Origin of the sequence: Rufibacter glacialis, from assembly GCF_008271745.1 — a bacterium.
Lineage (GTDB): Bacteria > Bacteroidota > Bacteroidia > Cytophagales > Hymenobacteraceae > Nibribacter > Nibribacter glacialis.
This window is the reverse complement of record NZ_VKKZ01000019.1, coordinates 234,473-260,851: the sequence shown is the minus strand read 5'-3', so window position 1 is coordinate 260,851 and position 26,379 is coordinate 234,473. Positions and strand designations below refer to the sequence as shown.

The following is a 26,379-nucleotide window of genomic DNA, read 5'->3' as shown; positions in this document are numbered from 1 at the left end:
CCTGTTTCATGGCCATTTGGCAGAAATCAGCCCTGAAACGACCCAACCATTCCTAATTCCCAATTCTTAATTATTCAAAGTGCAGACCCCTCGCTTCAAAGATTTCCTGGAACTCCACTTCATTATCTTGCTATGGGGTTTCACGGCTATTTTAGGGAAATTCATCTCTATTCCGGCGGTGGAACTGGTATTGTACCGCACCCTTCTGGCGGCGGCGGCCCTGGCGCTGGTGATCAGGTTCAGGGGTGGGTCTTTCCGGATTGGCCGGCAGAACATTGTAAAGATTGTGGCCGTGGGATTCATGATCGCTGCCCACTGGATCCTGTTCTTCGCCTCAGCCCGAGTGTCCTCGGTGTCTATCTGCCTGGCGGGCATGTCTACGGCCAGCCTTTGGACCTCTCTCCTGGAACCCATGTTCACCAAGAAGAAGATAAAACCGCACGAGGTAGGGCTGGCCGTGCTCATCATCATCGGGCTGTACATCATTTTTCGGTTTGAGTTTGACCACGTGGTGGGCATCAGCATGGCGTTGGGCTCTGCGTTTCTGGCAGCCTGCTTCACCATCATCAACAGCAACCTGACCAAAACCCATGCACCCGCCACCATCACCTGCTATGAGATGGCCGGCGCCTTTTTAGCCACCGCCCTGTTCCTGCCTTTCTACCGCACCTGGCTGACTGAAACGGGTACCCTGCAACTAGCCATTACCTGGTCTGATGTGCTTTGGATTGGCATCTTGGCACTGGTCTGCACCGTGTACGCCTACACCGGCGCGGTGCGCCTGATGCAGAAGTTCAGTGCCTACACCATGAACCTGACCGTGAACATGGAGCCGGTGTATGGCATCATCCTGGCGTGGTTCATTTTCAAGGAAGGCGAGCAGATGTCGGCGGGGTTTTATTACGGGGCCAGCATTATCCTGTTCAGCGTGTTCCTGCACCCTATTTTGGAGGCGATGAAAAACCGCCGGCAACGCAAACTACAGGATTCCCTGCCAAACTGAGTACTCCGCCGGGAACGGCAGCGGCTGCGGAGGCGCGGCCTTGAACAGCCCGTACATGGTGGACCCCGAGCCCGACATGGAAGCATAGACCGCCCCCATCTCATACAACTGCGCCTTCACCTGCCCCAGCACCGGATACTTGGGGAACAGGCTGTGCTCAAAGTCATTCACCACCCGATCCCTCCAGGTTGCCACCTCCTGCGCTAACATCGTTTTCAGGTCGTTTTCCGGGAACCGGGGCGAAACGCCGGCGTAGGCTTCTGCCGTGCTGATGACCAGGTTGGGATAGACCAGCACCAGGTGCCAACCCACCAAATCAAGCGGAACCGTTTCAAACACATCGCCTTTCTCTACCGCCAGCACCGGTTGGTTCCTGATGAAGAAGGCACAGTCGCTGCCCAATTGGCGGGCATAGTCTTCCAGGGCCTCCTCCGTCAGCTGCAAGGCAAAGAGCTGGTTCAGGATCTTGAGGGTGAAAGCGGCATCGGCAGAGCCGCCGCCCAAGCCCGCACCCATGGGAATGACTTTGTGCAGGTGCATCTGAATGGCCGGCAAGGCAAAGTCGCGGCGCAGCAACTGGTACGCTTTCCAGCACAGGTTAGCGGTTGGCGCACCGGGCACCGGCAACCCCGACAGCGTAAACGAAGCTTCTCCTTCCGTGGGCAGAATCTCCAGCGCATCGGTCCAGCCCACGGGGTAAAAACAGGACAGCAGGTTATGGAACCCGTCTGGTCGTTTCTCCACCAGTTGCAGACCCAGGTTTATCTTCGCGTTCGGGAATTGAATCATGCCCGCAAATTACTAGAATCTGCGCAGAGAATCGTACTTTCGTTTCAAGGCTGCTTTCCCGGAAAAGGGGCAGAAACCGCGCGGTAACCCCTACCTGCGCGTACACCCAAGTTGAGTTGTATGCCATACCTTCCTTACGGAAAACGCTTTCTGGATCTTTTGCTGGCTACCAGTGCCCTGTTGCTGCTCTGGCCGGTCATGCTTCTGGTGGCGGCGGTCCTGTGGCTAGGGTTTGGTGGGCACGTCTTGTTCCGGCAACAGCGCCCGGGTCTGCACGGCAAACCGTTCACATTCTGCAAGTTTGTGACCATGACCCAGGCGCGCGACCAACACGGCCAGCTTTTACCAGATGCCCAGCGGCTCACGCCCCTGGGAAAATTTATCAGGAAGACCTCCTTAGACGAACTACCGCAGTTGCTTCACGTGTTACGGGGGCAGATGAGCGTGGTAGGCCCCCGGCCCCTGCTCATGGAGTACCTCCCACTGTACACCCCGGAACAGGCGCGCCGACACCAGGTAAAGCCCGGCATTACCGGCTGGGCCCAGGTCAACGGCCGCAACCTGCTGCGCTGGGAAGAGAAATTCAGGTATGACCTATGGTACGTAGAGCACGTGTCTCTGCGGGTAGATGCGCTTATTCTGTGGCGCACCGTCAAGCATTTATTTAGGCCCGAAGGCATCTCTGCCCCAGGCACAGCCACCATGGAGCGCTTTACGGGCTCCTCCAACACTTCCTCTTCATGAGCGTGGAAAAACATAGAATTGCGATTGTAGGTGCCGGCGGATTAGGCAGGGAGGTGCTGATGCTCCTCCACCAGATCAACCACGTCACGCCCAGATGGGACATCATTGGGTTTTATGACGATGTTCCTCCTGCCCACCCTGACATCTGCGGCTACCCGTACCTGGGCCAGGTGGAAGAACTCAACACCACAGAAAGCCCCCTGGATGTCACCATTGCCATAGGCAATTGCCAGGCCAAGACCGATGTGGCCGACCGGCTGCTGAACCCTATGCTGCGCTTCCCGGTACTGGTGCACCCTTCGGTGCTGCATACTCCTGAACAGAAGCTTTGCCTGGGCGAAGGCACCATTGTCTGCCAGAACAGCGTGCTCACCCATAACGTCACGCTGGGCCGGCACGTTCTCCTGAACCTGGCCTGCACCATTGGCCATGACGCGGTGATCGGGGATTTCTGCTCGCTCATGCCCCAGGTAACCATCAGCGGCTGCGTACAGTTGGGTACCGGCGTGTACGGAGGCACCAACAGCACCGTGTTACAGAACCAGAAAGTAGGGGCTTTCACTACCATTGGCGCCGGGGCCGTGGTCACCAAAGACTTGCCCAGTTACTGCACCGCCGTAGGGGTGCCAGCCCGGGTTATTGAACAGATTGCATGAGCCAACCCTCCCCTTTTATTTACCTTTCTCCCCCGCACATGGGAGGACAGGAACAGCAGTATGTGCAACAGGCGTTTGACCAGAACTGGATTACCACGGCCGGAGCCAACGTAGACGGGTTTGAGCAGGAACTGGCTGCCTATACGGCCGTGCCAGCCGCTGCCGCTCTTTCCTCCGGTACCGCCGCCCTGCATCTGGCCTTACTGGCCCTGGGCGTAGGCCCCGGTGATGAGGTTTTCTGCTCCACGTTCACCTTTGTGGCCAGCACCAACCCTATCCGGTACGTAGGGGCCACGCCCGTATTGATTGACAGCGAACCTGGCACCTGGAACCTCTGCCCCACCGCCCTGGAAGACGCCCTGCGCGACCGCCAAAGGAAAGGCAGACTCCCCAAAGCCCTGCTGCTGGTGCACCTGTACGGCATGCCCGCCCGCCTGCGGGAAATCCAGGAAGTAACCCAACGTTACGGGGTGCCGCTCCTGGAAGACGCGGCCGAGGCTTTGGGCTCCCGCTACCAGGACCAATTGCTGGGGACTTTTGGCCAGGTGGGCGTCTACTCCTTCAACGGGAACAAGATTATCACTACTTCCGGCGGCGGCGCGTTGGTATCTGCTGACCCGAAATTAGTGGAGCAGGCCCGGTGGCTGGCCACCCAGGCCAAAGACGACCTGCCCTACTACCACCACACGGCCATGGGCTACAATTACCGCATGAGCAACATCTCTGCGGGCATTGGGCGCGGACAACTGGAAGTGCTGGAAGAACGGGTACGGCAAAAGAGAAAGGTGTTTGACACCTACCGCCACCTGCTGCAGGACGTGGAAGAAATAGAATGGCAGCCAGAGCCGGAAGGGTTCTACTCTAACCGCTGGCTCAGTTGCCTCACCCTCAAGAAAGGCTGCCGCCTAAATCCAGAGGCCTTGCGCCTCAGACTGCTGGAAGCACAGATTGAAAGCCGCCCTCTCTGGTACCCCATGCACCGGCAGCCGCTCTACCAACGCTGTGACTATTTCGGCGACGGCACCAGCGATGATCTGTTCTCCCGCGGCCTGTGCCTTCCTTCCGGCACCAACCTTACCCCCGCTGACCAGGAACGTGTGGCAGAAGTGATCAAAACGACGTTCAGAGGCTGATTTCAGGAAACCGGCTCCTAAATGGCCTTGGTTCTCGCGCATGGGCAACCAGGGAGTACCCTACTCTTACACCCGCTCTTCTGTAAAAGTATCTTCACCTGACCTTACAGCACCCGGCTGATGGTTCCCGGCGAGTCTGGAGACTCGCCTCATCCTCAGTCACGAGTTTAAAGACTCGCGCCAGCAAGAACTCAGAACCCAAGACCCAGAACTTTGAATGACCTCGTAGTGTGCGCAGCTCCTACGAGTGTCTCTGCCAATACCTTTTAGGGCCCGTCTTTGATAAAGCAGGCTTTAAACACTAAATGCAGATGGTTGCCGACTTCTTCTTCTAAAATGGCCTAAAAACAGAAAACCCTGCCCTGCCAAAGGCAGAACAGGGTTTTCAAAGACTGGAAAAAGATCAGGCTTATTTCTTGCCTTTTTTCTCTTCTGTCTGAGCGCTTTTCAGAGCTCTTGGTACCGTTACCGTAGCCACCGGTGAAAGTGGGTTGGTCAGGATCTGGTAGTTCTCAGGCGTGATTTTGTTCACTTTGATAGACTTACCTAACTCCAGTTCAGAGATATCAACCGCGATAGAATCTGGCAGGTTGGCAGGAAGTGCTTTCACGCGCAGCTTGCGCAGTTTGGTCACCAATTTACCACCGGCCATTACTCCTGGAGAAGTACCCACGAAACGTACAGGCACGTCAACTTTCACTTCTTTCTCGTCTTGCAGTAACAGGAAGTCCACGTGCAGCAACATTTCGTTCACTGGGTGGAACTGAAGGTCTTGCATGATGGCCGTGTAGTGCGTGCCTTCAATGTTCAAATCAACCTGGTAAACCTCAGGAGAGTACACCAAGTCACGGAACAGGATAGCCGGGGCAGAGAAGTGAACTTGCTCAGCACCGCCGTACAACACGCATGGAACTTGAGCTTCCTCACGAAGCGCTTTGGCTTCGGATTTACCGAGATTTGCTCTTTTAAACCCTATAATCTCTAAGCTTTGCATAAAAATGGATATAAATAAAAAATGGAAAAACTCTTTTGAGAGACACATGTATCAAGATGCAAGACACATGACCTCTTTTTTATTGCTCCTGCCTTTCTACTTGTTGGTGATAACACCAACAAGGGCACCAGCATTCCTATTTCAGACTAACAACTAATCACTGACAATTAGCAACTAACCGCTAGATAAACAGCGAGCTGATGGAATCATGGGTTACCACGTTGCTGATGGCGCGGGCAAACAAATCAGAGAACGTCAGCACTTTGATTTTAGAGCTCTGGCGGGTCAACGGAATGGTGTCTGAAATCACCAACTCCTCTAACACTGATTTCTCTATCCGGTCAATGGCAGGTCCAGACAATACCCCGTGGGTAGCAATGGCCCTTACGCTTTTGGCGCCTTTGTCTTTGAGCAACTCGGCGGCCTTGGTGATGGTTCCGGCGGTATCCACCAAGTCATCCACCAATACCACATCCATGCCTTCCACGTCCCCAATCACCTGCATTGAGGCAATCTCGTTGGCGCGTTTCCGGTGCTTGTCGCAGACCACCATTTCAACCCCGAATACCTTGGCGAAGCTTCTGGTTCTTACCACCCCTCCCACATCCGGGGAAGCGAAGATCAGATCCTGCCCCAACTCCAGGCTGCGCAGGTAGGGTACAAAGATGGCAGAGCCGTCTAAGTGATCCACCGGAATATCGAAGAAGCCCTGGATCTGGCCGGCGTGCAGGTCGCAGGTCATCAGGCGATCCGCCCCCACGCACTGGATGGCATTGGCCATCACTTTGGCGCCGATGGAAACCCGGGGCTTGTCTTTTCGGTCCTGGCGGGCGTAGCCGTAATAAGGCATCACCACAATCACCTTGTGCGCAGAGGCACGCTTGGCCGCATCTACCAGCAGCATGAGCTCCATGAGGTTATCTGCCGGCGGAAAGGTGGACTGGATCAGGAATACCTCACAGCCACGTACTGATTCATTGAAATGGACAGAGATCTCTCCGTCTGAGAAACGCTGAACCGTAATATCACCTAGGGGTAAACCATAGGAACTTGCTACTTTTTCTGCGAAGTATCTAGACGAAGTGCCGGAGAAAATCTTAACCGTCGGGGTCATGAGGAGAAGGTGGTTACCAAATGAAGTCGCAAAATTACTTCTAATTTTTATAGGCTCAAACGATGTAGCCAAAAATTACAAGGTACTATTCCATGAACTTTCTGGTATAACTACGGAAAATCGGATTTATTATGGATTTGTGAAAGATTGAAAATCAGACACATACCTTTTTACGCCATACCCGGTTATACTAAAGGGATAGCCATTGACTCCCCAAACCGGTACCCCACGGAGAAAATCGGCTACAAGAATCCTTACGTCCCTTTCTCCAGTGAGGCGGGAGCTATTTGTCAAAACTCCTGTCCTGAGAGCGGCAAACCTACGCCTTTAAAATCTCTTCTTCCTCTCTTCAAGTTACCTTGGGCTAGCCTTACGATTAGTTCTATCGGGCATTCCTAATTCTTCCTCAGCGCCAAATCAAAGGGCATAAAAAAAGCCTCTCAGATTTCTCTAAGAGGCTTTCTAGGTTGTCCGACCAGGTTTCGAACCTGGACTCTTCTGAACCAAAATCAGACGTGTTGCCAGTTACACCATCGGACAATTTCCCGCTGACAACCTATCGTTGTCGTTTGGTGTTGCAAAGGTAGAAAAGAATTCATTCAGCGCAAACACTCCGCGAAAAATTTTCAAAAAATTTATTCCATAATCCGCTCCAGCGCGGTGTCATAGCTGTTTTTAATGACCTGAATGGCATGAAACACCTCGCCGTCTACCTCGCAGTAGCGGGCGGTTACCGCACCAATTTTTTTGAAAGTCAGGCCGTTACCAGAAACTGATTTCTCAAAAGCCTCCTGCTGGGCAGCGGAAACGCTCACCACAACGCGGCCCTGGCTCTCGCCGAATAAATAGGCGTCTTTTCTGAAATCAGCATCCGTGGAGATAGAGAAACCCAGTTCATTGGGCATGGCAGACTCCAGCAAGGTGATGTACAAACCTCCATCGGCGCAGTCATGGGCCGACTGGATCTGGCCTCCCTGGATGAGGCTGGCCACGGTTTTCTGCAGCAGCAACTCTTTTTCCATATCAAAAGCCGGGGCCGGTGACAGCTTCACGCCGTGGTACGAATACAGGTACTCACTGGAGGCAATGTCATTGGCCGGATCACCCAGCAGGTAGATCGCATCTCCTTCGTTCTGGAAGGCCAGCGTCATGGTCTTGGATTTGTCTTCCACAATCCCCAACATGCCAATGGTAGGCGTAGGGAATACCGGACCTTCATCTGAGGATTGGTTATAGAAACTCACGTTACCGCCGGTCACGGGCGTACCGAACGCGGTACAGGCTTTGCCCATGCCTTTGATGGCGCCTACAAACTGCCAATACACCTCAGGTACGTACGGGTTCCCGAAGTTGAGGCAGTTGGTGATGGCCACAGGCTCACCGCCGGCGCAGACAATGTTACGGGCCGCTTCGGCTACGGCAATGGCGGTACCTTCCTCTGGGTCAGCGTTCACGTAGCGGCTGTTGCAGTCTACGGTGATGGCAATGGCCTTGTCAGACCCTTTCACCTTCACAATGCCGGCATCAGCGGGGCGATTGGTGGTCAAGGTGGCCGTCCCAATCATGGAGTCATACTGCTTGTATACCCAGCGCTTGGAGGCGATATTGGGGTGCGTGGCCAAAAACTCGGCTACTTCTTTATAATCAGTGGGCTCTTGTACGCTGTCAATGGAGAACTTCTTGGCTTCCTGGAAATAAGCGGGCTCCCGGTACTCGCGGTGGTACACCGGAGCGCCGCCACCCAATACCAGGTCATCGGCAGGCACGTCCGCTACCAATTCGCCTTTCACGTAGTAGCGCAGACGCTTAGAATCAGTTACCTCGCCAATCTGAGCGCAGGACATGTCCCACTTGTCGCAGATCTGATGGATCAGGTCCTCGGCCCCTTTCTCCATCACCACCAGCATACGTTCCTGGCTTTCAGAGAGCAGGATCTCAAACGGCTGCATGTTGGCCTGGCGGGTAGGCACTTTGTCCAGCCAGATCTCCATGCCATGTTCGCCCTTGGCACTCATCTCTGAGGTAGAGCAGGTGATACCGGCGGCACCCATGTCCTGCATCCCGATCACGCGGTTGGTGGCCAGAACCTCCAAAGTAGCCTCTAAAAGCAATTTCTCCTGGAAGGGGTCACCCACCTGTACAGAGGGAAGATCGTTCACGGAGTCTTCGGTGAGGTCTTTAGACGCGAAGGCCGCGCCGTGGATTCCGTCTTTGCCCGTGGCGGCCCCAATGATGAACACCGGGTTACCTACCCCATGCGAGGTGGCGCTGGCGGTTTTGCCCACTTCCACAATACCCGCGGAGAAAGCGTTCACCAGCGGGTTCACGTTGTAGCAGTCATCAAAGAATAGCTCGCCGCCCACGGTAGGAATCCCGAAGGCGTTGCCATAGTCCCCGATGCCTTTCACTACGCCGCGCAACAGGCGCTTGGTTTTATCTGAGTTGGGGTTCCCGAACCGCAGCGAGTTCAGCTGCGCGATGGGCCGGGCCCCCATGGTGAAGATATCGCGGTTGATGCCGCCCACGCCGGTGGCTGCGCCTTGGTAAGGCTCCAGGGCAGACGGGTGGTTGTGTGATTCTATCTTGAAAGAGCAGGCCAGCCCGCCGCCGATGTCTACCAACCCGGCATTCTCCTCACCGGCTTTCGCCAGCATGCGCGGAGAGTCTTTGGGAAGGGTTTTAAGCCAAACGATTGAGTTCTTATAAGAGCAGTGCTCAGACCACATCACAGAGAAAATGCTGAGCTCAGTGAAATTAGGCGTGCGGCCCAGGATTTCTTTGATGCGGTCAAACTCTTCGGGCAAGAGGCCCAATTTCTGGGCGGTATCTACGGTAGTCAGGGTCTGGGTTTCCAAGACGGATATTGGTTTGGTGATAAGACGGGGCAAAAATAAAGATTTCTTTTAGATGGAGCGCCCCTATTTTCAGCTTCCTTTTGGGGCCATTTTTCAGAAAACGCGCTCTAAATGAAGAAATTGTTACCCGCAGGTTAGCGCGCCGTGGTCCCGGGGTTATGTTTTGGTTAAGCTTCACGGCGGCGCTGGTCAAGCTGGAAGGGAGTGCGTAGACTTACCCAGGTTCCCCTAAAACAGGTACCCTGCCATGCAAAACGAAGCCCTACCCACCATCACCCTGGTTGTCTATTACAGGTCAACGCAACCCATTGCCACTTTGCCAGCAAGGAGCCATGACCCTGCCCTGGCCCGCCTCAGAGAGTGCCTGGAAGTGATTCCCTGCGGGCAGTATTATTGCCTCCGGCTCCTGGACGCCCGGGAGTTCAGGCAGGCGCGGGTCCTCTTTCCGGCTATTGGCAACGCCAGCCGGCACCACCGGTTTAGGGGCCGTTTGCGCAAAAAGGCTGCTAAACGCCCAACCACGGCTCCCGCGCAGGCATTTCCGCTGGAGACGTATGCTCCCGCGCCGCCGCTTGCCGCCAGAACCCCTTCCGGCACCAGTTTCCGGTTGGACTGGATCAAAGCCATCTTTCAAGTAACCCTGAACGGACTATAATAATTATGGAAGCCTCCACCATCACCCTCTCCTTTTACCTCAAGTCTGCCACGCCTATCCATACCTACACCTTGCCCGCCCAAGATCCCCGGTTGCCGCAGGTGCTGGAAGATGTGCGCATGGTAAAGCACGGGAATTATGTGTTTGTGCACCTGCGCAGCGAATTTGAATGGGAACGGGCCTTGCATTTCCTGAACCAGCAGGAGCAGGAAAAAGCCCGCCGTACCTGCCCATCAGCTGCATAGCTCCTTTTACCCGGCGCAGAAACGGCCAAACCGTTTAGGGAAACCCAGGATATCTTCCCGTTACCCTTCTTGTAGGGCTACCCTCTCTTGCAGGTAATAATAAGTTCGTTCTACCATTTCTGTGGTTTAAGTTCTCAAGTTGGCCCCAGCATGAGTTGGAATACCCAACTACTGTAAGACAATCGCCTCATAATAGGCATGGCTGAACCTGAAACTACCCCGCAGCTCTATAGAAAAGAGCGTCTTCCCCTTGAAAAGCCCTGCGCCTACAGGAGATGAAGTCTTTCCTTGGCCCAGTAGAGGAGGCTTGAAAACGGCTCTCCCCAAAAAGCCAATGGCATTCTTCCTATCAGCTTCTGAGGCCAACCTGGCTTTGCCATGCCCAGCATACCCGCGTTTCTGGCCGGTTTCCAGCAAATCAGGCCAGAAACAGCAACTTTTTCCCCTTGGCAACGCCTGAAATTCCGGTGACAAAACTTTTTACCTACTTCTATGGAATTGCAGAGATAAACCCCTATTTTTGCAGCCTGAAAGAAGTGAGTATCTATCTAAATAATTATAAACCAACCTAATGGCGAATATTGGCAGAATTACCCAGGTGATCGGTCCCGTGGTGGACGTAAGCTTCTCGGGTGAGAATTCTAAGTTGCCCAAAATCATGGATGCCCTGGTAGTGGTGAAGGAGAACGGTGCCCGCGTGGTACTGGAGACCCAACAGCACTTAGGCGAGGATCGGGTACGTACCATTGCAATGGATGCGACCGAGGGCCTTACCCGCGGCATGGAAGTGACTGACCTTGCGGCTCCTATCTCAATGCCTACCGGCGACAACGTGCTAGGCCGTCTGTTCAACGTGATTGGCGATGCCATTGACGGTATTCCGCAGCCTGCCAGCTTGGTAGACCTGCCTATTCACCGCAATGCTCCTCGTTTTGAGGACCTTTCTACTTCTTCTGAAGTACTTTACACCGGGATCAAGGTAATTGACCTAATTGAGCCTTACTCCAAAGGGGGTAAAATCGGTTTGTTCGGGGGTGCCGGGGTAGGTAAAACCGTATTGATCCAGGAACTCATCAACAACATCGCCAAAGGCCACGGTGGTCTTTCTGTGTTTGCCGGGGTGGGTGAGCGTACCCGTGAGGGAAATGACTTGCTGCGTGAGATGATTGAATCTGGTATCGTACGTTACGGTGACGAGTTCATGGAATCTATGGAGCACGGCGGATGGGATCTATCCAAAGTAGACCAGGAAGCCCTGAAAGAGTCTAAAGCTACCTTCGTGTTCGGTCAGATGAACGAGCCTCCTGGGGCCCGTGCCCGTGTGGCCCTTTCTGGTCTGACCATTGCGGAATCTTTCCGTGACGGTGACGGAACCGGTGCCGGTCGTGACATTCTTTTCTTCATTGACAACATCTTCCGTTTCACCCAGGCAGGTTCTGAGGTATCGGCCCTTCTAGGTCGTATGCCTTCTGCGGTAGGGTACCAGCCAACGCTGGCCACGGAGATGGGTGCCATGCAAGAGCGTATCACGTCTACTAAGCGTGGTTCTATCACGTCTGTACAGGCCGTTTACGTACCTGCGGATGACTTGACTGACCCTGCTCCAGCAACCACCTTCGCTCACTTGGATGCTACCACTGTACTTTCCCGTAAAATCTCTGAGCTTGGTATCTACCCTGCGGTAGACCCTCTGGATTCTACATCCCGTATCTTGACCGCTGACGTGGTAGGTGCTGAGCACTACAACACTGCCCAGCGTGTGAAAGAGATCTTACAGCGTTACAAAGAATTGCAAGACATCATCGCCATCTTGGGTATGGACGAATTATCTGAGGAAGATAAATTAGTCGTACACAGAGCGCGTCGGGTACAGCGTTTCTTGTCTCAGCCCTTCCACGTGGCCGAGCAGTTCACTGGCTTGAAAGGCGTGTTGGTTGACATCAAAGACACCATCCGTGGTTTCAACGAGATCATGGACGGCCTGCACGACAACCTGCCTGAGGCTGCCTTCAACTTGGTAGGTACCATTGAGGATGCCGTTGCCAAGGGTCAGAAAATGATGGCCGAAGCAAAGTAATATTCATTAGTTCTGAGTCTTGAGTTCTGAGTCCTGAGTCTGGAAAGATTTAGACTCAGAACTCAAGACTCAAGACTCAGAACTCCTAAGAAATGTATTTAGAAATCATCACCCCAGATAAAAGAGTCTTTGAAGGCGACGTGACGTCGGTGAAGTTCCCAGGCATCAACGGTGGGTTTGAAGTGTTGAATAACCACGCCGCCCTCATCAGTGCCCTGGCCAACGGACCAGTAAGAATCACGCCCGCTACCGGTGCTCCAGTGGTGTTCCAGATTGACGGGGGAGTTGTAGAGGTTCTGGACAACAAGATCATTGTCCTGGCCGAAGCCGTAACCGCCTAAATCCTTTCCTGTTTTCCATTTGAAAGCCCGTTCTTCTACCCAGAAGGCGGGCTTTTTCGTTTCCAATCGCTTATTGTGAAACGATGCTTAAAACGGAAATTTGTTTATTGCCTCCCTGAAATTGTAAAGAATGGGGCACCTACTTCTGCATAAATCACTTACATTGTCTTCTCAAATTTGGTGATTGCCTTATATAAAGCATGCAGAAAAACCCTTTTCTGAAGATAGGCCTATCGAGCCTTTTGGCTACTGGCAGCACAGCTCTTGTCTGCTATGGGGTGGGTAGGTTCCTGGGGTACGGAAGCTTTGCCTTTGCGTGGGTCCTGAATTTTATGCTGATGGCGTGGTTCACGTTTCTGGTGAATCAGATGAGTCCGAACTTGCAAGCCGGTTATTTTCTACCCAAGCCGTTTGAGAAAGAAGGCAAACTCTACCAATATGCCGGCATTCATGCCTTCCGTAAGATGTTGGTGTGGATAGGCTGGGAAAAGTTGATGCGGAAAGAGCATGGTCTTAAAATAAATGCGACCTCGCTACGGCAACTTGAATACAATACCAGAATCTCAGAAACAGGCCATCTTTTCATTTTCCTGATTGTGCTTTTGGTCACATTCTTAGTGACGATGCATAATACTGGCACCCTATGGCTCTGGCTGACAAACATCCTTCTAAATGTGTACCCAGTCTTTTTGCAACGCTTCAACCGCCCCAGATACCTCAAGATTTTGCAGAAGCACAATTATCTAGAACCTGACAGAAAAACACAGTCTACTAAGAGTATAGCAACCACGTAGGTTTGCTAACTTAGTCTCAGGAAAGTGTCTTGTCCCTTGACATTCTTAATTTCTAATTCTTAATTTCCATCCTGTGTCTATCTCGCCCAAAGTAACGCCCATCTACCAAACCTCGGTCTTTACCTTTGAAGACCTAAATGCCTTGGAAGCCTATTTTCAGGAGCCTGGCCAGCACTACATGTACACCCGCTACGGCAACCCCAACAGTGAGGAACTGGCGCAGGAGATAAACAAACTGGAGCGGGGCGCCGGGGCGGTGGTGACCTCTTCTGGCATGTCGGCGATTCTGACGGCGGTGCTGGTGTACGCGCAGGCCGGCGACCACGTGCTGTGCGCTGAGGAAATCTATGGCGGTTCGTCTTCCCTGCTGTCCAATGAACTCACCCGCCTGGGAATAGAGGTAACCTACGTGCCTACGGCCGATATCTTCTCCTTGGAAGGCCATGTGCGGGAAAATACGAAGCTGCTGCTCGCAGAGACCATCAGCAACCCCATGATGACGGTGATGGACCTTGCCCAACTGGCGCAGGTGTGCCAACGCAAGGGCCTCAAACTGGTAGTGGACAATACCTTCGCCTCGCCCATCCTCACCCGTCCGCTGGAATTAGGGGCTGATCTGGTCATCCACAGCGTGACCAAATACCTGTCAGGGCACAGTGATGTGACGGCCGGGGTGGTCATTTCTAAAGCCGAGGCCGACAGCACCCGCGCCGCCCAGATCATGCGCACCTGGGGCTTGAACCTTAGTCCGTTTGAGAGTTGGTTGGGCGCCCGCGGCCTGAAAACCCTGAAACTGAGAATGCGCGAACACTCCAGCAACGCCCAGGCAGTAGCCGAGTTTCTGGAACAACACCCCAAAGTGCAGGCTGTCTTCTACCCGGGCTTATTCAACCACCCGCAGCACGCCATGGCCAAACAGCAGGGGAACGGCCTTTGCGGGGGTATGCTGTCCTTCAGAATAGCCGACGATGCCGAGGCGGTGAACCGGTTCATGCACGCATTGACGCATATTCCCTTCGCCCCTTCCCTGGCCGGCGTGACCACCTCCCTCTCTTATCCGCTGGGCACCTCGCACCGCGGCCTCACCAAAGAGCAACAGGAGAAAATGGGCATCACCGTGGGACTCATCCGTTTATCCGTAGGCATTGAGGAAGCCGAGGAGTTGATCGCTGACTTGGGGAAAGCGTTAGAAGCTATTTAACCAAGGGGCATTTTAGGGCTGTTTTGCCAAAACCAGCCTTAAAAGAGACCACCCTACCTCCCCCTTCCTGGAGCGAGAGAGAAGTGACATGGGATAAGGCGAGTTTCCAGACTTGCCAGGAACCAAGATAAATATCATTAAGGCCTCCAGAGTAAAATATAGCTGCAATATTAATGGCCGTGAAAGGAATTGGCATAGACACTCGCAGGTCCTTCGGACACTACGAGGTCTTTTGAGCCAGCGGTTAGGCCAGGGGCTAGCGGAATTTCCTTCTGCCTTGGATAAACAGAAGAAAGCGGTTAAGGAAGTAACAGCCGGTAGAGGCGGTAGAAACTGTTTCGCTGCTTTGCAGCGATTTTTCCATTTTAGAGTTGTTTTTACGGAAAGAGTGCTGAAACCAAAGCACTCCTCACACATCAGGAAACACTTTCAATGCATCCTATCCCAGAACCTAGCACAAGCAGAGAAAGCATCACCAAAAGCTACAGAGTAGCCATATATAGCTACTCCATCCCTTTTGCAATATTTCTGCTCTACATCGTAGATGCTTATACTTTTGCCTCACTAGGATGTTTTTATTGGCTTTGGCATTGTTCTCTTTGCACCTAGCGACCATTACTGGACTTATTTTTAGCTACAAAGGATACAAACACTCAACCTTAAACAGAGATAGAGAAAAGAAGGACGTTGGGTATGCTAACATTGTAATGGGGATCATTTTGACTATTGTTAGCTTCCTAGGATTCGGATTTGCATTACTGATGGTAAGCTAACGAGCGGTAAAGTTCTTTCAGCCCGGTTTCTAAAAATTAGCCTCAAAACCCAGAAGACCTTACCTTTGCGGCATGTTTACACGTTTCGTCAACTGGTTGGGCAGAAAAGAGACTTCTGCGGCAACAGATGACACTCCTCCTGATATGAAATACTTACTCGTGGGCCTGGGCAACATTGGTCCGGAATACGCTGACACGCGCCATAACATCGGGTTCATGGTGCTGGACCACCTGGCCAAAAAACATGATGTTTCCTTTGACACCGGCCGCCACTCGTTTGTGACCGAATTCAAGACCAAGGGCAAGCACTTCACGTTGGTGAAACCCACCACGTACATGAATCTGAGCGGAAAAGCGGTGGCCCATTGGCTGAGCGTGCTCAAGATTCCGGCGGAGCAGATGCTGGTGATCACCGATGACCTGGCCCTGCCCTACGGCAAACTCCGCATGCGGGCCAAAGGCAGCGCCGGCGGGCACAACGGCCTCAAGCACATTGAGGAAACCCTGGGTAACAATGAATATCCGAGACTTCGGTTTGGGGTAGATTCGCAGTTCTCCAAAGGCCGCCAGGTAGATTACGTGCTCAGCCCCTTCTCTGAGGACGAAAAAATAGACCTGTCTACCCACATTGAGAAAGCCGCGGAGATGAGCCTTTCCTTTGGCACCATTGGCTTGGAGCGCACCATGAACTTCTTCAACAAATAAGAATCCTATTGAGCCTGTTGTGCGGGTTTAGGGGCGGTTTGGATAAAACAGCCCCTAAACCCGCACAACAGGTTTTCCTGGCATCTTCTAAGCAGAAATCAGAGACCTCTTCTTGCGGACCTAGCCCGACAACTGGATTACCGCATTTGCAGGTTGGCCCCTCTGGGATAGTTCTTACGCTGGGGCTTTATTCGTTATTACCCTTTATAACCTGGGCTGCTTGCTTGGCAACTTTAGCAAGCACCGCCTCTACCCCTGCTGCCAAAGCAGCTTTTCTGGGCCGACAGCTGTTTCTCCTGCTTTTATCCTTCAATGATTTCAACTACCGCGGTGCCTTAATGAGCTAATGGGGGTGCCTTCTCATCTCTTCCTGGGCGGTTTCGTTTTTCGGGTTTGCGATAGGAAGAAAAGGGAGAGAATTCAGGCATTTGCCTACTTTTGTGCCGCCAACCCCGCTCCATGACCCGTATCTTGTCCTTGTACCGCAATGCCTTTGGCGGCCTCTCCAGAGAAGCCTGGCTTCTGGCCGCCGTGATGTTCATTAACCGCAGCGGGGCTATGGTGGTGCCGTTCCTGAGCGTGTACCTCACGGAGGCATTAGGTTTCACTCTGCAACAGGTGGGCTTGCTTTTAAGCCTGTTTGGCGTGGGCTCCATGTGCGGCACCTTCCTGGGTGGTTGGCTGACCGATAAGGTGGGGCATTTCAAGGTGCAGTTCCTGAGCCTGGTGCTGGGCGGCAGCTGGTTCTTTGTGATGCTCACGCTGGAACGGTTTGAGTTTTTCGCGGGGGGTATTTTCCTGCTCAGCCTGCTGACCGAGTGTCTTCGTCCGGCCAATGCCTCCTCGGTGAGTTCCTACGCCCGGCCGGAGAATGTGACCCGGGCTTTCTCCCTTAACCGCATGGCCATCAACCTGGGTTTCTCCATTGGCCCGGCCCTGGGTGGTTTGCTGGCCACGGTCTCCTACCAATGGCTCTTCATGGCTGATGGTATCACCTGCCTCACCGCCGGGGTGCTTTTCTTTTTTTATTTCCGGCACCGCCAGGGGCATGCCCCTACACCTACGCCCCCGGCCCAGGCAGAACTACCCTCTACAGAGCCTGTCAGGCGCTCCCCTTACCAGGACGGGCTGTTTCTGGTGTTTACCGTGCTGTGCTGCTGCTACGCGGTGGCTTTTTTCCAGTTCTTCTCAACCATGCCCCTATACTTCCGGCAGGTATACCAATTGTCTGAACTGCAGATTGGCGGCCTGCTGGCTTTCAACGGACTTATGGTGTTTCTGCTGGAGATGATCATTGTCTACCTGCTTGGGGAAAGACATGCGGTCTGGAAAATGATTGTGTTGGGCCTGCTGTTGCTGGCCATGGCGTTTGTCCTCCTCAACGTGGCCCAAGGGTTCCCGGTGCTGGTACTGTCAGTGCTGCTCATGAGCCTTTCTGAGATGCTGGCCATGCCCTTTATGAGCACCCTTACCGTACAGCGCTCGGGCCCGCACAACCGCGGCTCTTACATGGGCTTGTATAGCTTATCTTACTCGGGAGCGCACATCATAGGGCCGTATGTAGGCACCAGCACCATTGCCTCTTATGGGTTTGACACCCTGTGGTGGGGCGCCAGTATCCTATGCGTGGTGGCGGCCCTGGGGTTCTACGTGGTGGTGAAACGGTTGCAGAAGAGCTAGGCATTATCAGGCTTGCCTTCATATAAGCACTATATTCCTTCTCCCGGGGAAGGCCCTGTGAAAAATTGCCTCCTGTTTCTGTTCCGTTTTTCTGGAAACAGGCGTCAATCCTATGGCTGTTTCCGTATCTTTTGGGCATCTTTCACAAAATCCACCGCATAATCCAATCTATGAAACTCCAAACCGCGTTCCTGGCGCTGCTGGGCATAACCTTGGCTGCCTGTACCTCCGTTAAACAGGTTATATCCAAGAAAGAATACATGGTCTACGTAGGAACTTATGCCAAACCAGACGCCGAAGGTATTTTGGCCTACCGCCTGAACGAGGAAACCGGCACCCTGACCAAGGTCTTCGGGGTGAAAGCCGGGGAGAACCCGTCTTTCCTCACCTTGAGCCAGGACCGGAAAAACCTGTATGCGGTAAGTGAAACCGCCGCGTACGAGGGCCAGAAAAGCGGCGCCGTGAGTGCCTTCGCCGTTGACCAGAAAACGGGTCACCTCACCTTCCTGAACCGGCAGCCCTCTTTGGGCGGTGCTCCCTGTTACATCAGCCTGGACCACCAAAACAAGGTAGCCCTGGTGGCCAACTATGTGGGGGGCAATGTGGCCGCGTTCCAGATACAGCCCAACGGCCACCTGAGCGCCCCAACTGACATGGAGCAACACGTAGGCAAAGGCCCCAAGCCCCAGCAGAACGCCGCCCACGCCCACTGCATCCTGCCTGACCCCAAAAACAGATTCGCCCTGGCCGTGGACCTGGGAATTGACCAGATCATCAGTTATAGACTAGACCCGGCGGGCAAACTGGAACGGCAGGCGCAACCAGCCTTTACTACCGCTCCTGGGGCCGGCCCGCGCCACCTCACGTTCCACCCCAACCTGCGTTTTGCCTACGTGATCAATGAGCTTAACTCCACCCTCACCGCCTTCACCTATAACCCGGAGACGGGGGCGCTGACCGAGGTAGCCACCGTATCAACCCTTCCGGCAGGATATACCGGAGAGAGCTTCTGCGCCGATGTGCACGTCTCCCAGGACGGACGGTTCCTGTACGGTTCCAACCGCGGGCACAACAGCATCGCCGTTTTCCAGATTGACTCTAATACAAACCAACTGACCCTGGTGGAGCACGTGTCCACGCAAGGCAACTGGCCCCGCAACTTCGCCCTGAGTCCGTCTGGCAAGACTATGCTGGTGGCCAACCAACGCTCCAACAACATCACCACCTACAAGGTAGACACCCGGACCGGCCAACTGACCTATACGGGTCAATCCACGGAGGTAGCCGCGCCGGTGTGCCTGCAGGTAGTACCGGATTTCCCGGAAACCAAGTAACCGCTCCGCCTTTCCGCCAGGCTGTTTAGCGGCTGTTTCCCAAAAGAGAGCCGCTAAACGGCCTGGCGGAAGGAAACTAACCCGTTTCTTCCCCAGCCGGCTCCCTTGGGTGAACCCGTCCTTTCTTCCCGGAAGCGGCAACCTCCTGGCACCGGGAAAGTATAGCTTGGAACCCCCAGTTCCCCCTCTTCCACCAAAACTAAAGACCTATGAAAGCAGTGGTGATCACGGCCCCCGGCGCCCCAGAGGTACTCCAGGTGCAGGAACGGCCTACCCCTTCCCCCGCCCCACATCAGGTACTGGTGCGGGTACACGCCGCGGGCATCAACAGACCAGACGTGGCCCAGCGCAAAGGCCAATACCCGCCCCCCGCCGGCGCACCCGTTGACATTCCCGGGTTAGAGATCGCGGGCACGGTGGAGGCCTGCGGCAGCCAGGTAGACCGCTGGCAACCCGGTGATGCCGTCTGTGCCCTGTTGCCCGGCGGCGGCTACGCCGAATATGCCGTAGTGGATGCCCGGCACTGCCTGCCCCTGCCTAACGGCTGTAGTTTTGCCGAGGCGGCCTCACTCCCGGAAACCTTGTTCACCGTGTGGCACAACGTCTTCCAGCGGGGGCAACTGCAGCCCCAGGAGAACTTTCTGGTACACGGCGGAAGCAGCGGCATCGGGATTACGGCCATTCAGTTGGCCAAAGCCTGGGACGCCCAGGTCTTCGCCACGGCGGGCAGCCCCGAGAAGTGCCAGGCCTGTGAAGACCTGGGCGCTGACCGCTGCCTCAACTACAAAACCCAGGATTTTGAGGAGGAACTCACCGCCGAAGGCGTAGACGTGGTGCTGGACATGGTAGGCGGCACCTATATTGCAAAGAACCTGAACCTGCTGAAACCAGATGGTCGGTTGGTCTTCATCAACGCCATGCAGGGAGCCAACGGAGCCTTTGATGAGCGGCAGGTCATGCAGAAACGCCTTTCCATCACGGGCAGCACCCTGCGCCCCCGCGATGCTGATTTCAAAGCCGCCCTTACCGCCGCCGTGGAGCAACACGTGTGGCCTCTGCTGGAAGCCGGAAAGTTCAAGCCCGTTATCTACCAGACGTTTAGCCTAGAGCAGGCGGCCCAGGCCCATGCGCTCATGGAAAGCAGCACCCACATTGGCAAGATGGTGTTGCTGGTGCAGCCATGAGCGCCTACTCAGGCAGATAACCAGAACCGGCGTCTTCCCGTCTAAAGCTTTGACGTGCACCGGTCACTTTTCCTCTCTATTCCTGAATACTGCATGAATCTGTTGCTCCTCACCGTAGGCCCCCACCTGAACACCTATAGCCAGGCGAACTTCGCGATCCTGTCTTTTCTGCCTTACCTGCAGCCGGGGCAGCACACGGTGTACGTATGCACAGATCATCCGCAGTACTACCAGCACCTGGCCCAGGAGGTACAACTTCTTCCGGTGACGCAGGAACAACTCACGCAATGGCAAGGCCCGCACCGGTTCTTCTGGCGCATCAAGATCAAGGCCATAGAGCACCTCATGAGCCAGGCGCCTGATCAGCCGGTAGTATATGTAGACTCTGACGTTTTCCTGTTCCAGCCGCCGCAGGCGTGGTGGGCGCAACTACAAAGCGGTACGGCGTTCATGCACCAGATGGAAGGCCAACTCTCGGCCTTGAAAAGCAAGACGGAGAAAAAGATGTGGCAGCAGGTGCAGGGCATGGACTTCGGGGCTTTCCAGATCAACTCCCGGCACCAGATGTGGAACGCGGGCGTGGTGGCGGTACCGGCCCAGCAGAACCTGGCTGCCATTGCCCTGGCCCTGCGCATCTGTGACCAGATGTGCGCCCAACAGGTCACGCCGCGGCTTATTGAGCAGTTTGCCCTCTCGGTGGCCCTGCAGGAAACCTACGGCTTGCAGGAGGCCAAACCCTGGCTCGCGCATTACTGGGGCAACAAGGAGGAGTGGAATGAGCGCATTGCGCAGTTCTTCCTGGCTGCCCGGCTGGAAGGCTGTACCGTGGCCCAGGAGGTGGTCCGCCTGCAACTTTTTGATTTCACGTCACTGGCCCTGGTGAGCCGCAACAAGCGCACCCGCGCCCGCTTACTCCACGTGGTAGACCGTCTGTTTCCGCTGAAGGCCCAGGTCTTCATTGAAAAATAGAGCATCAGAGCAGAAACGGGGCACTGCTACTTCCGTCTTCTCCTTTCCCTTATTTATTATATTTACGCTTCTTTCAATGAGTGGCTGTACCTCCTATGCGTTTTGCCGTTTGCCTTTTTCTTTCCCTGCTTTCTGTGTCTGCCTATGCACAGGATTTTAGATACTTTTCCAAGAGCTTTCAATCCAGACAGAACGAAGAGACCCGCTTTGAAAGGCACTACTTCTTAGAGGAGAACAAAGTACGCGTAGAGGATTACGCAGATAAAAAGCTGAAACAGAAAAGCACTGTAGAAGGCACCTTGGTGGCAGATGAGGTGGATGCTTACCTGTGGTATATCAAGAATCCCCTGGAACATACTCTCAGACCGTTCTTTTCTACTCTAAAAGCCTCCACCACTGTTTTCTTTGATGACGGTAAACCCGCGCATGAAAAGTACGCCAAGGGGACCAAGCTCACCTTCGGGCAGGTCTGGACCAAAGAAAATGTGCCTTTGCTGGTAAAAGGCTCCGGGCATGATAAGGTCACTACCAAAGACAAAACTGAGGAAGCACATTACGTCTACCAGGATTCCCTTTTGGTTTCTGCTTTCATTTACCGCACCGGGCCAAAGGACACCCTGTATCTGAGCTATGATAAAACGGCCGCTCCCAAGGCCGGGCTCACGGCCTTTACATCTAAACTGGCCCAGACCATCCAATACCCCGAAGACGCGATATACCACGACCGGGAAGCGACGGTGTATATCCAGTTTACCGTGGATGAGCAAGGCCGCCTGAAAGACTTCGTGGCGCTGAACCAGGAAGATTTTGGGTTTGACAAGAAAGCCATTGAAAAACTGAAAGCCTATCCTACCTGGAAACCAGCCCTTCTGAAAGGAAGGCCTGTTAAAACCAGGTATACGCTTCCCATCGTGTTCAGATTAGAGTAATCAGACTGATCCTTCAAGTAAAAAGCCTCCCTGGAAGAACCAGCGAGGCTTTTTACTTGGAGGATCGTTTTCAGTCTGTTTTCTCAGAAATAAGTGGAGAACAGGGCCTTGAAAGCTTACTAACTTACTCCTCCGCCGTTCACCACGGGCTTAGATGGTTGCATGAAGGCCAGGGAACCGTCGGCGTTCTCGGCCATGAGCAGCATACCCTGGCTCACAATGCCTTTGATCTCCCGCGGGGCCAGGTTCACCAGTACGCTCACCTGCTGCCCAATGATTTCCTCGGGGCTGAAGTGCTCGGCAATACCGCTCACGATGGTGCGCTGGTCCAGGCCGGTGTCTACTTTCAGCTTGAGCAGCTTCTTGGTCTTGGCTACTTTCTCAGCCTCCAGAATGGTGCCTATACGGATGTCTATTTTAGAGAAATCCTCAAAGGTGATGTCTTCTTTGGCGGGTGCGGCCACGGCATTGGCCAACTCGTTCTCTTTCTTGGTGTCCAGGAGTTTCTGCACCTGGGCCTCTATCACGGCGTCTTCAATCTTCTCAAACAAGAGTGCGCCTTCACCGATGGTATGCCCCGCCGGAAGCAGCTCAGAAGAGCCGGCCTGGTCCCATTTACCCGGGGTGTAGTTGAGCATGGTCGCCAGTTTCTGGGCTGTTTCCGGCAAAAAGGGCTCCGAAAGGATGGTGAGGCTCGCCGAGATCTGCAGCGCGATGTTCATGATGGTCTCCACCCGCGCGGCATCGGTCTTGATCAGTTTCCAGGGCTCGGTGTCCGCCAGGTATTTGTTGCCCAAACGGGCCAGGTTCATGAGTTCTCCCAGGGCTTCTTTGAAACGGTATTGCTCCAGAGAGGCCGCGATCTTCTCCGGGAAACCAGCCAGTTGGGCCAGCACTTCCTGGTCAAAATCAGTTAATTCACCGCGCTGCGGAACGGCGCCCTGGTAGTATTTGTGGGTGAGCACCACCGCGCGGTTGATGAAGTTCCCGAAGATGGCCAGCAGCTCATTGTTGTTTCTAGCCTGGAAATCTTTCCAGGTGAAGTCGTTGTCCTTGGTCTCGGGGGCATTGGCGCAGAGCACATAACGCAGCACATCGGCTTTGCCGGGAAGTGCCTCTAAATATTCATGCAGCCACACGGCCCAGTTGCGCGAGGTGGAGATTTTGTTGCCTTCCAGGTTCAGGAACTCGTTGGCCGGCACGTTGTCGGGGAGCACGTAATCACCGTGGGCCTTGAGCATGGCCGGGAAGATGATGCAGTGGAACACGATGTTATCTTTGCCGATGAAGTGTACCAGTTTGGAGCCCTGGTCTTTCCAGTACAGTTCCCAGTCGGGGGTGAGGTCTTTGGTGGCCGAGATATAGCCGATGGGCGCGTCAAACCAAACGTAGAGCACCTTGCCTTCAGCGCCTTCCACGGGCACGGGCACGCCCCAGTCCAGGTCACGGGTCACGGCGCGGGGTTGCAGGCCCTGGTCAATCCAGCTTTTGCACTGGCCGTACACGTTCGTTTTCCAGTCGTTTTTATGGCCGTCTACAATCCATTCGCGCAGCCAGGCCTCATACTGGTCCAGCGGCAGGTACCAATGCTTGGTCTCGCGCAGCATGGGCGGCTCCCCGCTGAGGGTACTTTTGGGGTTGATGAGGTCGGTGGCGTTCAGAGACGTGCCGCAGCTTTCGCACTGGTCGCCGTAGGCGCCGTCATTGCCGCACTTGGGGCAGGTGCCCACAATGTAGCGGTCGGCCAGGAACTGTTGGGCTTTCTCGTCAAAGTACTGCTGGGTGGTCTGCTCTATGAACTTGCCCTCCTGATACAGCTTCTGGAAGAACCCAGAGGCGGTCTCCGCGTGCGTCTTGGACGAGGTGCGGGAATAGATGTCAAAGGAGATGTTGAAATCAGCGAAGCTCTGCTTGATGAGCTCATGGTATTTGTCCACGGCCTGCTGCGGCGTGATGCCTTCCTTCTTGGCCCGGATGGTGATGGGAACGCCGTGCTCGTCTGAGCCGCAGACGAATTTCACGTCGCGCCCGCGCGAACGCAGGTAACGGGCGTAGATATCTGCCGGGATGTACACGCCGGCCAGGTGCCCAATGTGCACAGGGCCGTTGGCGTACGGCAGCGCGGCGGTAAGGGTATATCGTTGAGGGTAGGTTGTTTCAGCCATGTTTTTTCTTTGAGAAGGCAAATATAGCGAAAATGCAGGCACCTCCTCGCTAGCCGCCCAGGCGCGTTTCAGGCTTCCTTTTCAGAAAACAGCCCGAAAAAGAACCTTGGCACTTGTCCATACCGAAGGCTTTTACCAAAAACGCCGCCACCTCTTTTCAGGGTGGCGGCGTTTTTGGTGCGTTTTGGGAAAACCCGCCTTAAAACGGATTGCTGTTTACCCGCCGGTAGTGGTGCCTATGGTAGGCGGCATGGGCGGACGCCGGATGGTGTCTGGCGCTACCGGTTGCCGCGCTGGCAGGATTTTCTGGCTACGCACGGCCGGCGGCTGGTTACCCGGTGCGTTAGGCCGGCGGTCCTCTATGTTCTTTTTCTGGTTTACCTGGCTGGCCTGTTCGTTCATCTCCCGCACTGAGGGCGTGGCCCGATAGGCGCGCTGCGGCTCCGTTGTCTCCAGGGCGGGGCTGTCTCGGGAAGAGGTACACGCCGCGGCGCAGGCCCCTACCCAGAAGCAAAAACCTATGACAGCCGTTTTTCGCCCCTTCTTCTCAAAACTCCTCCAAAACGTCTGCATGGTCATTGGTTTATCTGGCGTTGCTCTGGCTTAATTCCTGGTCATCCAACTCCTGCACCGCTTTGTAGCCTACGGGGGTTAACCGCAGGCCCGCGGGGTCTGGCGTTGCGTAGCCTTGGTTGCGTAAATGCTCCTCGGCCTGTTTCTGCACGTCCTGGTAATGGAGTTTCTCGTCTTCCTGGTGCAGGAAAGGATAAATCTCACTCCAGCCCAGTACCTCTTCGGCCTGGGTGCCTTTGGCTTTGAAGGCCTTTAAAATAAGATAGCCGGTATTCTCAATGTTCTCGCTATTGGAGGAAAGGTTCTCTAAGTCCATAGTTTGCGGGTTAAGGTCTGTGCCTTTGGTTTACGCAACCTGCGGGCAAAGGATTTAACCCACCTAGTACCGTCTGAGGTTGGCCAGGATGCCGTCCCACAGATGCAGGCGCAGTTTCTGGCAGGTGATGGCCTCCGTGAGGCATTCCTCCCACTTGTGCTCGTCCTGTCCGCACAGCTCGGCCACCATGCGCATGGCCAGCGGTGAATGCACCGCATCATCTAGCTGGATGTGGCGGTCCATGTAATACTGGAAGGTGTCTAAGGTACCAGGGTAGCGGCGGTTCATGTCCCCGATGAGGGCCCGGAACATGTCTGGGATCACGTCTTCCCGCCCGAAGGTGAAGGCTGCGGCAATGCGGTGCGCCTGCCCCGCCTGGATGGTCTTGAACGTATGGGAAACAAAGGACTTGGTGTTGGCCAGCACCGGCAAGGCCTCCATTTCAGAGAGTACTTCCTTGCCCTGCTGTACCCCTACCATAAGTTCATGGATAAGCCGGGTGTCTGCCCCGCATTCTTCCATGGCCCTGATGTAGAGTTCAAAGTGGCTGATGGGTTGCCCTGCCGGGTCCACGTCTGTCTCTTCTTCCAGCACGATCTCATTGATGAGCCGCCGGTTGGCCGGGTTGCCATGGGGGGTCCAGGGCACGTCTACGCAGGTAAGGTGGCGTTGCAGGCTCTTGAGCAGGCTCATGAAATCCCAGACGGCAAAGATGTGGTTCTCCATGAACACCCGCAGGTCTGCCAGGTCATAGATAGACTCATAAAGGGGGTGCTGCATGAGCGCCTGGCGGTAAGGGCGTAACTCCTGCTGCAGCCAATTCAGCTTTTCCTGGTAAAAAGGCAGAAGCGGGGGCAAATATGCGGTTTTCTCCAAGGTGACGGGCATAGGTATGGTATAGGTGTAGAGTATAGACTGAACTGCTGATTTCACTGCACAAGCCTCCGAACCCCACTTTTCTAGCAGAAGGTCTACTTTTAGGTAAAGGTACGTCTGGAACCGGAGATTACGAAAATAACAGACGTTCGTTTTAATCCTGGTTTTTCTGGCAAAATACAACACCTGCCTAACCTGACCCAGGTTAGGAGAAACTATATCATAAGAAGTAAAAAACAAGGCTCAGGTTACGGAAATCGCCATTGCAACCCAG

The 26,379-nt window shown here is 54.5% G+C and carries 25 protein-coding genes and 1 tRNA gene; 17 read left to right on the top strand and 9 right to left on the bottom strand.

All coding sequences use genetic code 11. The features are described 5' to 3' along the window. Window positions 1–79: 79 nt before the first annotated feature. Window positions 80–1,003, top strand: a complete 924-nt coding sequence (locus FOE74_RS05830) for a DMT family transporter (protein ID WP_149097661.1) — start codon at window positions 80–82, stop codon at window positions 1,001–1,003. Here the strand turns inward: FOE74_RS05830 and ispE are convergent. Continuing rightward, a complete protein-coding gene (ispE, locus tag FOE74_RS05825) occupies window positions 980–1,792 on the bottom strand; it encodes a 4-(cytidine 5'-diphospho)-2-C-methyl-D-erythritol kinase (protein WP_149097660.1) in 813 nt (270 codons plus the stop codon). The two genes, FOE74_RS05830 and ispE, sit on opposite strands and share 24 nt — an antisense overlap. Window positions 1,793–1,912: 120 nt before the next feature. Here ispE and FOE74_RS05820 point away from each other — a divergent pair, with 120 nt between their 5' ends. Genes FOE74_RS05820 through FOE74_RS05810 form a run of 3 tightly spaced genes read left to right on the top strand, consistent with a single transcriptional unit; the run spans window position 1,913 to window position 4,325 of the window. Beyond that, window positions 1,913–2,536 (top strand): sugar transferase, encoded by a 624-nt coding sequence (locus FOE74_RS05820; protein WP_149097659.1) that lies wholly within the window; start codon window positions 1,913–1,915, stop codon window positions 2,534–2,536. A 2-nt stretch (window positions 2,537–2,538) separates the two neighbouring features. Then, window positions 2,539–3,192 (top strand): acetyltransferase, encoded by a 654-nt coding sequence (locus FOE74_RS05815; RefSeq protein ID WP_188686442.1) that lies wholly within the window; start codon window positions 2,539–2,541, stop codon window positions 3,190–3,192. Next, window positions 3,189–4,325, top strand: coding sequence for an aminotransferase class I/II-fold pyridoxal phosphate-dependent enzyme (locus FOE74_RS05810; RefSeq protein ID WP_149097657.1), 1,137 nt, complete (start codon window positions 3,189–3,191; stop codon window positions 4,323–4,325). Before FOE74_RS05815 ends, FOE74_RS05810 begins: the two co-directional genes overlap by 4 nt. A gap of 409 nt (window positions 4,326–4,734) precedes the next feature. On the opposite strand, the gene FOE74_RS05805 is transcribed toward FOE74_RS05810, so the two are convergent. The 4 genes from FOE74_RS05805 to purL all read right to left on the bottom strand — a co-directional run bounded on the left by FOE74_RS05805 (window position 4,735) and on the right by purL (window position 9,288). After that, on the bottom strand, window positions 4,735–5,319 hold the full coding sequence (locus FOE74_RS05805; RefSeq protein WP_149097656.1) for a 50S ribosomal protein L25/general stress protein Ctc: 585 nt from the start codon (window positions 5,317–5,319) through the stop codon (window positions 4,735–4,737). A gap of 181 nt (window positions 5,320–5,500) precedes the next feature. Beyond that, window positions 5,501–6,433 (bottom strand): ribose-phosphate pyrophosphokinase, encoded by a 933-nt coding sequence (locus FOE74_RS05800; RefSeq protein ID WP_149097655.1) that lies wholly within the window; start codon window positions 6,431–6,433, stop codon window positions 5,501–5,503. Window positions 6,434–6,900: 467 nt separating this feature from the next. Continuing rightward, window positions 6,901–6,973 (bottom strand) — tRNA-Gln (locus tag FOE74_RS05795). A 95-nt stretch (window positions 6,974–7,068) separates the two neighbouring features. Beyond that, window positions 7,069–9,288 (bottom strand): phosphoribosylformylglycinamidine synthase subunit PurL, encoded by a 2,220-nt coding sequence (gene purL / locus FOE74_RS05790; RefSeq protein ID WP_149097654.1) that lies wholly within the window; start codon window positions 9,286–9,288, stop codon window positions 7,069–7,071. Between the two features lie 247 nt (window positions 9,289–9,535). Here purL and FOE74_RS05785 point away from each other — a divergent pair, with 247 nt between their 5' ends. The 13 genes from FOE74_RS05785 to FOE74_RS05730 all read left to right on the top strand — a co-directional run bounded on the left by FOE74_RS05785 (window position 9,536) and on the right by FOE74_RS05730 (window position 22,175). Continuing rightward, window positions 9,536–9,943, top strand: a complete 408-nt coding sequence (locus tag FOE74_RS05785; protein WP_149097653.1) for a hypothetical protein — start codon at window positions 9,536–9,538, stop codon at window positions 9,941–9,943. 5 nt (window positions 9,944–9,948) lie between these two features. After that, complete coding sequence (locus tag FOE74_RS05780) at window positions 9,949–10,188, top strand: RNA-binding protein (RefSeq protein WP_149097652.1); 240 nt, start codon at window positions 9,949–9,951, stop codon at window positions 10,186–10,188. A 571-nt stretch (window positions 10,189–10,759) separates the two neighbouring features. After that, window positions 10,760–12,265, top strand: coding sequence for a F0F1 ATP synthase subunit beta (gene atpD, locus FOE74_RS05775; protein ID WP_149097651.1), 1,506 nt, complete (start codon window positions 10,760–10,762; stop codon window positions 12,263–12,265). A gap of 92 nt (window positions 12,266–12,357) precedes the next feature. Beyond that, on the top strand, window positions 12,358–12,606 hold the full coding sequence (gene atpC, locus FOE74_RS05770; RefSeq protein WP_149097650.1) for an ATP synthase F1 subunit epsilon: 249 nt from the start codon (window positions 12,358–12,360) through the stop codon (window positions 12,604–12,606). Window positions 12,607–12,806: 200 nt separating this feature from the next. Beyond that, window positions 12,807–13,400, top strand: a complete 594-nt coding sequence (locus FOE74_RS05765; RefSeq protein ID WP_149097649.1) for a glycosyl-4,4'-diaponeurosporenoate acyltransferase CrtO family protein — start codon at window positions 12,807–12,809, stop codon at window positions 13,398–13,400. A 73-nt stretch (window positions 13,401–13,473) separates the two neighbouring features. Then, the gene (locus FOE74_RS05760) at window positions 13,474–14,601 is read left to right on the top strand and encodes a trans-sulfuration enzyme family protein (protein WP_149097648.1); all 1,128 of its coding nucleotides are present in this window, start codon (window positions 13,474–13,476) and stop codon (window positions 14,599–14,601) included. A gap of 917 nt (window positions 14,602–15,518) precedes the next feature. Then, window positions 15,519–16,079 (top strand): aminoacyl-tRNA hydrolase, encoded by a 561-nt coding sequence (gene pth / locus FOE74_RS05755; protein ID WP_149097647.1) that lies wholly within the window; start codon window positions 15,519–15,521, stop codon window positions 16,077–16,079. 224 nt (window positions 16,080–16,303) lie between these two features. Then, window positions 16,304–16,426 (top strand): hypothetical protein, encoded by a 123-nt coding sequence (locus tag FOE74_RS21550; RefSeq protein WP_262713742.1) that lies wholly within the window; start codon window positions 16,304–16,306, stop codon window positions 16,424–16,426. A 112-nt stretch (window positions 16,427–16,538) separates the two neighbouring features. Further along, entirely contained in the window at window positions 16,539–17,759 is a 1,221-nt protein-coding gene (locus FOE74_RS05750; protein ID WP_149097646.1) for an MFS transporter, read from the top strand. Between the two features lie 170 nt (window positions 17,760–17,929). After that, window positions 17,930–19,093, top strand: coding sequence for a lactonase family protein (locus FOE74_RS05745; RefSeq protein WP_225840687.1), 1,164 nt, complete (start codon window positions 17,930–17,932; stop codon window positions 19,091–19,093). Window positions 19,094–19,302: 209 nt separating this feature from the next. After that, a complete protein-coding gene (locus FOE74_RS05740; protein WP_149097645.1) occupies window positions 19,303–20,277 on the top strand; it encodes an NAD(P)H-quinone oxidoreductase in 975 nt (324 codons plus the stop codon). A gap of 93 nt (window positions 20,278–20,370) precedes the next feature. Continuing rightward, window positions 20,371–21,246, top strand: coding sequence for a hypothetical protein (locus FOE74_RS05735; RefSeq protein ID WP_149097644.1), 876 nt, complete (start codon window positions 20,371–20,373; stop codon window positions 21,244–21,246). Between the two features lie 95 nt (window positions 21,247–21,341). Beyond that, window positions 21,342–22,175, top strand: a complete 834-nt coding sequence (locus FOE74_RS05730; RefSeq protein WP_149097643.1) for an energy transducer TonB — start codon at window positions 21,342–21,344, stop codon at window positions 22,173–22,175. A 119-nt stretch (window positions 22,176–22,294) separates the two neighbouring features. Here the strand turns inward: FOE74_RS05730 and metG are convergent, their stop codons facing one another. From metG to FOE74_RS05710, 4 genes are all read right to left on the bottom strand, one after another. Continuing rightward, window positions 22,295–24,340 (bottom strand): methionine--tRNA ligase, encoded by a 2,046-nt coding sequence (gene metG / locus FOE74_RS05725; RefSeq protein ID WP_149097642.1) that lies wholly within the window; start codon window positions 24,338–24,340, stop codon window positions 22,295–22,297. A 216-nt stretch (window positions 24,341–24,556) separates the two neighbouring features. Beyond that, window positions 24,557–24,913 (bottom strand): hypothetical protein, encoded by a 357-nt coding sequence (locus tag FOE74_RS05720; RefSeq protein ID WP_149097641.1) that lies wholly within the window; start codon window positions 24,911–24,913, stop codon window positions 24,557–24,559. Window positions 24,914–24,923: 10 nt separating this feature from the next. After that, complete coding sequence (locus tag FOE74_RS05715) at window positions 24,924–25,229, bottom strand: hypothetical protein (protein WP_149097640.1); 306 nt, start codon at window positions 25,227–25,229, stop codon at window positions 24,924–24,926. Window positions 25,230–25,292: 63 nt separating this feature from the next. Then, the gene (locus FOE74_RS05710) at window positions 25,293–26,117 is read right to left on the bottom strand and encodes a DUF3050 domain-containing protein (RefSeq protein ID WP_149097639.1); all 825 of its coding nucleotides are present in this window, start codon (window positions 26,115–26,117) and stop codon (window positions 25,293–25,295) included. Between the last annotated feature and the right edge of the window lie 262 nt (window positions 26,118–26,379).